Below are 6,663 nucleotides of genomic sequence, written 5' to 3' on the forward strand. Positions count from 1 at the left end.
ATGAAACTTCTTGATTTGTACGCCAAAATGAAGGGCGACCTAAATGGAATCGAGCGGCAGTTGGAACAGGCCGTCGCGGAGGACACGAGCCTTCTCGGCGAAACCTCTCTGCACTTGCTCCAGGCTGGAGGCAAGCGGATCCGTCCTGTATTCGTGCTGCTCGCCGGGCGGTTCGGAGATTACCGGCTGGAGGAGCTGCAGCGGGTCGCCGTCACGCTCGAGCTGATTCACAGCGCCAGCCTCGTCCATGACGACGTCATCGACAATGCGAGGACGCGCCGCGGCCAGCCGACCGTCGGCTCCAAGTGGGACAACCGCATCGCCATGTACACCGGGGACTATATTTACGCCAAGGCGCTGGAGCTGATCACTTCGTTCTCCAATCCGGAGCTGCATCAGATTCTGGCCAAGGCGATGGTCGAGATGTGCATTGGTGAAATGGAGCAGGTGCGCGACTTCTTCAACACGGAGCAGACGGTCCGCAACTATCTGAAGCGGATCCGCCGCAAGACCGCTCTGCTCATCGCGATCAGCTGCCAGCTCGGCGCCGTCGCCGCTGGCGCGGACCGCCGGACAAGCGGACAGCTGTACCGGTTCGGGTACAACATCGGCATGACGTTCCAGATTCGGGACGATCTTCTCGATCTGCTCGGCACGGAGAAGCAGATCGGCAAGCCGCCCGGCTCGGATATCCGTCAAGGCAACATGACGCTTCCGGTGCTGCTGGCTCTGCAGGAGGTTGGGCTGCGCGAGCCGCTGCTGCGCGAGATCGCCGTCATCCGCGAGAACGAAGGCCATTCGGATACGCGAAGCGCCATCCAGCTCGTGCGCTCGAGCGTCGGCGTAGGCATCGCGGAGCAGATGGCGGAGCGATTTATGGCAAAAGCTTTGCAGGCTCTGGAAGGACTTCCGGACTTGCCGGCGAAAAAGAACTTGACCGACATTGCCCGCTTCATCAACAAACGCAGCTATTAACGGCAATTGGCCGGCATACGACTGCAATCAGGAGGGAATTCGCATGGAAAGAACGTTCTTAATGGTCAAGCCCGACGGAGTGCAGCGGGGCCTGATCGGCGAAATCGTCGCCCGATTCGAGAAAAAGGGACTGCAGCTGGCCGGAGCGAAATTCATGCGCGTGAGCAAGGAGCTCGCCGAGCAGCATTACTACGAGCATAAGGGCAAGCCCTTTTACGAGCCGCTGCTTGCTTTCATAACCGCGGGACCGGTCTTCGCCATGGTATGGGAAGGGGACAACGTCATCGCCCTTACCCGCGCCCTCATCGGCAAGACGGACGCTGCCGAGCTGCGCCGGGCACCATCCGCTCCGATTATGCCGTACATACGAACCTGAACCTGATCCACGGTTCCGATTCCCCGGATAACGCCAAGCGGGAAATCGGCCTGTTCTTCAGCCCGGAGGAGCTTATCGACTATGACCGGACCATTGCCCGCTGGATCTGACCAGACGACGGCGGAGGATGAGGATTTCCTTCGTTTTGTCGGACTGATCCGCTCATCGACCCGTATCGACCTGTCCCAGTACAAGGAAGCCCAAATGCGGAGACGGCTGACCACTTTGCGCCACAAGCATGGCTACGCCACTTTCGAGGCTTATTGGAAAGCACTGTCCGGCAGCGGCGCCTTGATGGACGAATTCCTGGACCGGATGACCATCAACGTAAGCGAGTTCTGGCGCAACCCGAGCCGCTGGGATGTGCTGGCGAGCCGGTTCCTTCCCGAGCTGCTCGCCGAATCGCCGAGGCTTCGCTGCTGGAGCGCCGCATGCTCCACCGGAGAAGAGCCGTACACGCTGGCCGTACTTCTCAACGAAGCCGGCGCGCTGTCCCGCAGCCAGATCGATGCGACGGATCTGGACCGGACCGTGCTTGCCAAGGCCGCCCAAGGCACTTATCCGGCCCGTTCCGTCAAGGATGTGCCGAAGAAGATGCTGGACAGCTATTTCGAAGGCTCGGGAGACAGCTATGCGATCCGCAAGGATATCCGCGAGAAGATTTCCTTCCGGCAGCATAATCTGCTCGATGATGCTTTTGGAGGTCCGTACGATCTGATCATCTGCCGCAATGTGATGATCTATTTTACCGAGGAGGCCAAGTCGGGGCTGTACCGCCGGTTTGCCGAAGCCTTGAGGCCGGGAGGCATTCTGTTCGTGGGCAGCACGGAGCAGATCTTTTCTCCCGGCGACTACGGCCTCGAATCGGCGGATACGTTTTTCTACCGCCGCAGCTACGCTTGATTCCGCCGGCTCCCCGGGAGCCGGTTTTTTTTTGCGTCCAGGCGGCGTGCCCCGGCCTCAATCCAAGCGAAGGCGTCCGTTTCATAGAGGCGGGCACCGCTCTGCTCTTTCTTGTCAAAGTGGATGGGCTATACTATAATGGGCAAAGAAACTTGGACGAACGGCGAAGAATTGCAAAGGGCTGAGCGCTGCCCGGACAGGTCATTCCTTCCGGCTGCGCCCAGTCCGTCTTGTCGCAGTATGGCACTTGCATTCTTAAAAGCGTTGTCGTATTAAAGCGAGCCCGGCGAAGCCGGCGCTTACCATGATGAGGGGGAGTTAGTCTTGAGTCTACGTTACCTGACAGCGGGAGAAACACACGGCCCCCAGCTGACGGCCATTATCGAAGGGTTGCCGAGCAATCTCCAGCTTGATTTCGAGGAGCTGAACTTCCAGCTCCACCGCAGGCAGCTCGGTTACGGCCGCGGCAGGCGGATGCAGATCGAGAAGGATACGGCCGATATCGTCGGAGGCGTACGTCATGGCCGCACGACCGGCGCCCCCGTAGCGCTGGTCGTCGCGAACAATGACTGGAAGCATTGGACTTCCGTCATGAACATCGAGCCGATCGAAGGCGGCGACGAGGCCAAGCGCCGGGTCCACCGTCCGCGTCCGGGCCATGCGGATCTCAACGGAGGCTTGAAATACAACCTGAAGGACCTGCGCAACGTGCTGGAGCGCTCCAGCGCGCGCGAGACGGCTGCCCGCGTGGCGGTCGGCGCCGTCGCCCGCCAGCTGCTKRCGACAAGAGCGTCGATGCCTATGCTTTCATGGCTGGATCGACCGGAGCTTTCCTTGTCCGACGCGCCGAACGGCGCCTCTTGCGTTGTCTCGGCAGCACCCTTGGGAGCGCAGGGATACAGCTCCACCCCTCCGAATGCCAGCTTGTCCTCTTCATGTCCGGACAGCCGCACGCTTCCGCATACCGGGCACTTGTGAATCGAGATTCCGTCCGCTTCCGTATGATTCATGACCATATGGTCGTTAGGGCATAACATGTTGCGCCGCCTCCTTCGTTTGTTGAGGACGATCAGGAACGCGGAGCCGCTGCAGGCTCGTACCGGTAGCTTCGGCTCAGCTTGACGACACGCTTGTTGGGCCTTCGGATCATGACCGAGTCGTCATCCCACGCTACCACGATTCCGAGCACATCGTTCTGCTCCATCTCATCCCGGATCACCCTGACCTTCTCGCCTGAGATCCGATATTGGTTCAGCAGGTCTTCGCTTGCGATGTTCATAAAATTACCCTCCATTCTCTCGGTTGAAACATTTTCAGCTTGCCTCTCCTATCCTCAAGACGCAAAAAAGCCCCGGGAAGACTGGCTGGCGGCATGTCTCCCGGGATTCTCTATGCATTCATTCGGCGTTGCCGAAAAATTTCATTCGGCGTTGCCGACAGGCTCCTTCCGCGTTGCCGAATGATTTCATTCGGCGTTGCCGACATGCTCCTTGGTGTCGTTGGTCTCGAACCATTCGTCCAGAACTCTGGAAGACATGACGCGCTTGGCGATATAGTCGGCCTGGCGTTCCGTGAACTGGCCCTTCCACTCCATCCCCAGCTCCTCGCTGAGCTTCACGACCGTCAGCAGCTCCGACCAGGCGACATAGCGCTTGTACCAGAAAAACTGCGGATGCTCGATCATGTAAGGATAGAGATCGTCAAACTCCGTATGTTTGCAATCGAGCGCGCGCTCGAAATGGACTTTGGCATCGGACAGCTTGGATTCAAAAAACTCGGGACTCGCGTTTTCCATATCCTTATGCCTCCCTTGAAGAATCTTGTTCCTATTATAGGGGATACGGCTATCCGGGGAAAGAGTTGATTTCCCCATACGGTTGTGCTCAATCCGCGAACACGATGTTCCCGTTCTCGAGCGAGGCGATCTTGACCAGCGATTCGACGCGGATTCCGCTCTCCCTCAGCGTGCTTGCGCCGGCTTGGAAGGCTTTCTCCACGACGACGCCGAGACCGGCCAGCGAAGCGCCGGAGCGCTCGATGATGCGGACCAGGCCGCGCGCGGCATCGCCGTTCGCGATGATGTCGTCGATGAACAGCAGCCGGTCGTCCGCGGAGAGCATGGACTTCGATACCATCAGATCCGTCACGATTCCCTTCGTGAACGACGGCACCCGTTCCGAATAATGATCCGGATCGGCGATCAGCGTCTTCTTGCGGCGGGCGAACAGCAGCGGCACCCCGAGCTCGAGGGCGGTGGCGAATGCGACAGGAATGCCGGACGATTCCACCGTAATGACTTTGGTCACCCGCTCTTCGGCGAAGATGCGCGCGAATTCCCGCCCCATCTCCATCGTGAGGATCGGATCGACCTGATGATTCAGAATCGCATCGAGCTTGACCACGTCGCTCGACATGACCGAGGCTTCCTGCAAGATGCGTTGCTTCAATTGTTCCATGGCGCATTAGTCCCTTCCGGCGTCATTCTTTCCGTTAAATTATCATAGCTGGAGCGATCGCGCAACCCGGGACCGGCCCGCCGCCTGCCAAAGACTTGTCATGCCTGTCCCCTCCCTGTCATAGAATGGTAAGGATTGATTTAGAAGCGGAGGCGACGAAAATGCCGGGACGCACAGGGCGAGTGCTGCAGATCGGGTTTACGTATATGGGCACCATCGTCGGAGCCGGCTTCGCGACCGGACAGGAAATCCTGCAGTTTTTCACCCGGTACGGCTACTGGGCTTCCTTCACGATTGCTGTCGCGACGGTTTTTTTCATCTGGCTCGGAGCCAAAATGATGATTCTGGCCGGGGAGATCGGCGCCAAATCCTACGAGGATCTCAACAAAGCTCTGTTCGGCCGCTCGATCGGTCAGCTGGTCAGCCATTTCATGCTTGTCGTGCTGCTCGGCGTCAACGCCATCATGCTCGCCGGAGCGGGAACGATCTTTTATGAGAACTGGAACATCTCGTACCAGACCGGGCTCGTCGTCACTCTCGTCGCCTGTTATGCGATGCTGCGCAGAGGCATGAAGGCGATCCTTACCGTCAACAGCATCGTCGTGCCCGTCATGCTGCTGTTCACCGTTTTCGTCCTGTTCGATACGTTCCATTCTCCCGGCGCAGAACGCTGGATCACGCTGCAGACCGACGCATCGCCGCTTCGGATATGGGCTTCCCCATTCCTGTATACAGCTTTCAATCTCGCCATGGCCCAGGCCGTGCTCGTACCGCTCGGAGCCGAGATCGCCGACCGCAAGGCGATCAAGCTCGGCTCCTGGTTCGGAGGCTTCGGCATCGGCTTCATGCTGCTGGCCGGCCATATCGCCCTCAGCTCCCATATGCCGGGCGTCCAGCAATACGCGATTCCGATGGGCGGCATTGCCCGGCAGCTCGGCAGCGGCGTGCAGCTCATCTACATTTTCCTGATCTTCTCCGAGATTTTCACGACGCTGATCGCGGACGTGTACGGCCTTGCTCTCCAGCTGCAGGACCGCCTTCCCATTCCCCGGAACATGATCATCATCCTCATCCTTATTTTCTGCTACCTGCTCAGCCAGATCGGCTTCGGCCCGCTCGTCTCGACGCTCTACCCCTTGTTCGGCTTCGTAAGCCTTGGATGGCTGCTGCTGATGATACGCAAAAAAACCGGGAGCGGGGGGAACTAGCCTTTCCCGCCCGCTTCCGGCGCCGTCTCGAGATAAACCTGCTTCAACTGGGATATCACTCTCGTGAGGGAGTAGGCTTTTTTTCGCCTTGTCCCACGCCGCTCGCGCCAGCTGATAGCGGAACGTCGAATCCGTCACGAGCCTCTCCAGCGCAGCCGCGAGCGCGGCCGGATCGTCCGGGGGAACGAGCAGCCCGTTCACGCCGTCATCGATCTGCTCGCCGATGCCGCCGACATCCGTCCCGACAAGCGCAAGCCAGCATAAGGCCGCTTCGGCGAACACGCTGCCGAACGCCTCCGCTCTGGACGGAAGGACAAAAACGTCGAAGAAAGGCATGAACTCCTCGGGATGAAGCATATAGCCGTAAAAGATGATGTCGTCGTATAAGTCCAGGCTTAGGGCCAGCGCCTCGAGCTCCTCTCGGATCGGGCCGTCGCCGATGATGTGGAGCACGAACGGATGCCCTTTCGCCTTCAGCTCCGCGCAGGCATGAAGCAGGATGTCGATGCCCTTGGCCGGGACGAGCCGGCATACCGTAATGAGCTGGGGAACCGCATTTTCATGGCTGATCGGCTTGAATCTGCGCTCGTCGAATCCGTTGGCGATGATTCCGATCTCTTCGGGGCGCTCCACATAGGGCGCCAGATAGGCGCGGAATGAATCCGATACCGTCAGGATCCGGTCGGCGGTATCCTCGATTTCCTTGTAAATGGATGTCAGGAACCGGTGTTCGGGACCGCCCTCC

Annotated in this window: 6 protein-coding genes and 3 pseudogenes; 5 read left to right on the forward strand and 4 right to left on the reverse strand. The window is 59.2% G+C overall.

What is annotated here, in order from left to right; genetic code table 11:
* The 4 genes and pseudogenes from BN871_RS09305 to BN871_RS09320 form a co-directional block, all read left to right on the forward strand.
* Complete coding sequence (locus BN871_RS09305; RefSeq protein ID WP_048745545.1) at window positions 1-975, forward strand: polyprenyl synthetase family protein; 975 nt, start codon at window positions 1-3, stop codon at window positions 973-975.
* Between the two features lie 43 nt (window positions 976-1,018).
* A pseudogene (gene ndk, locus BN871_RS09310) lies at window positions 1,019-1,461 on the forward strand (nucleoside-diphosphate kinase).
* Window positions 1,433-2,254 (forward strand): protein-glutamate O-methyltransferase CheR, encoded by an 822-nt coding sequence (locus BN871_RS09315; protein ID WP_048745547.1) that lies wholly within the window; start codon window positions 1,433-1,435, stop codon window positions 2,252-2,254. Before ndk ends, BN871_RS09315 begins: the two are co-directional and overlap by 29 nt.
* A 324-nt stretch (window positions 2,255-2,578) precedes the next feature.
* Window positions 2,579-3,031, forward strand: a pseudogene (locus tag BN871_RS09320) (chorismate synthase); the annotation flags it as partial.
* 292 nt (window positions 3,032-3,323) lie between these two features.
* Here the strand turns inward: BN871_RS09320 and BN871_RS09325 are convergent.
* The 3 genes from BN871_RS09325 to BN871_RS09335 form a co-directional block, all read right to left on the reverse strand.
* Entirely contained in the window at window positions 3,324-3,527 is a 204-nt protein-coding gene (locus BN871_RS09325; RefSeq protein ID WP_127507673.1) for a hypothetical protein, read from the reverse strand.
* A gap of 192 nt (window positions 3,528-3,719) precedes the next feature.
* A complete protein-coding gene (locus BN871_RS09330) occupies window positions 3,720-4,049 on the reverse strand; it encodes a hypothetical protein (protein ID WP_048745550.1) in 330 nt (109 codons plus the stop codon).
* Between the two features lie 88 nt (window positions 4,050-4,137).
* Window positions 4,138-4,710, reverse strand: a complete 573-nt coding sequence (locus tag BN871_RS09335) for a xanthine phosphoribosyltransferase (protein ID WP_021877826.1) — start codon at window positions 4,708-4,710, stop codon at window positions 4,138-4,140.
* Between the two features lie 161 nt (window positions 4,711-4,871).
* Between BN871_RS09335 and BN871_RS09340 the strand changes: the two genes are divergently transcribed.
* Window positions 4,872-5,918, forward strand: coding sequence for a membrane protein (locus BN871_RS09340; protein ID WP_048745552.1), 1,047 nt, complete (start codon window positions 4,872-4,874; stop codon window positions 5,916-5,918).
* Here the strand turns inward: BN871_RS09340 and BN871_RS26730 are convergent.
* Window positions 5,915-6,663: pseudogene (locus BN871_RS26730) on the reverse strand (glycosyltransferase family 4 protein); the annotation flags it as partial. The gene BN871_RS09340 and the pseudogene BN871_RS26730 sit on opposite strands and share 4 nt — an antisense overlap.

Source organism: Paenibacillus sp. P22, assembly GCF_000469945.2.
GTDB lineage: Bacteria > Bacillota > Bacilli > Paenibacillales > Paenibacillaceae > Paenibacillus_O > Paenibacillus_O humicus.

Coding starts and splice junctions, on each gene's coding strand:
- BN871_RS09305 (WP_048745545.1), top strand. CDS start 1: ATGAAACTTCTTGATTTGTACGCCAAAATGAAGGGCGACCTAAATGGA.
- BN871_RS09315 (WP_048745547.1), top strand. CDS start 1,433: ATGACCGGACCATTGCCCGCTGGATCTGACCAGACGACGGCGGAGGAT.
- BN871_RS09330 (WP_048745550.1), bottom strand. CDS start 4,049: ATGGAAAACGCGAGTCCCGAGTTTTTTGAATCCAAGCTGTCCGATGCC.
- BN871_RS09335 (WP_021877826.1), bottom strand. CDS start 4,710: ATGGAACAATTGAAGCAACGCATCTTGCAGGAAGCCTCGGTCATGTCG.
- BN871_RS09340 (WP_048745552.1), top strand. CDS start 4,872: ATGCCGGGACGCACAGGGCGAGTGCTGCAGATCGGGTTTACGTATATG.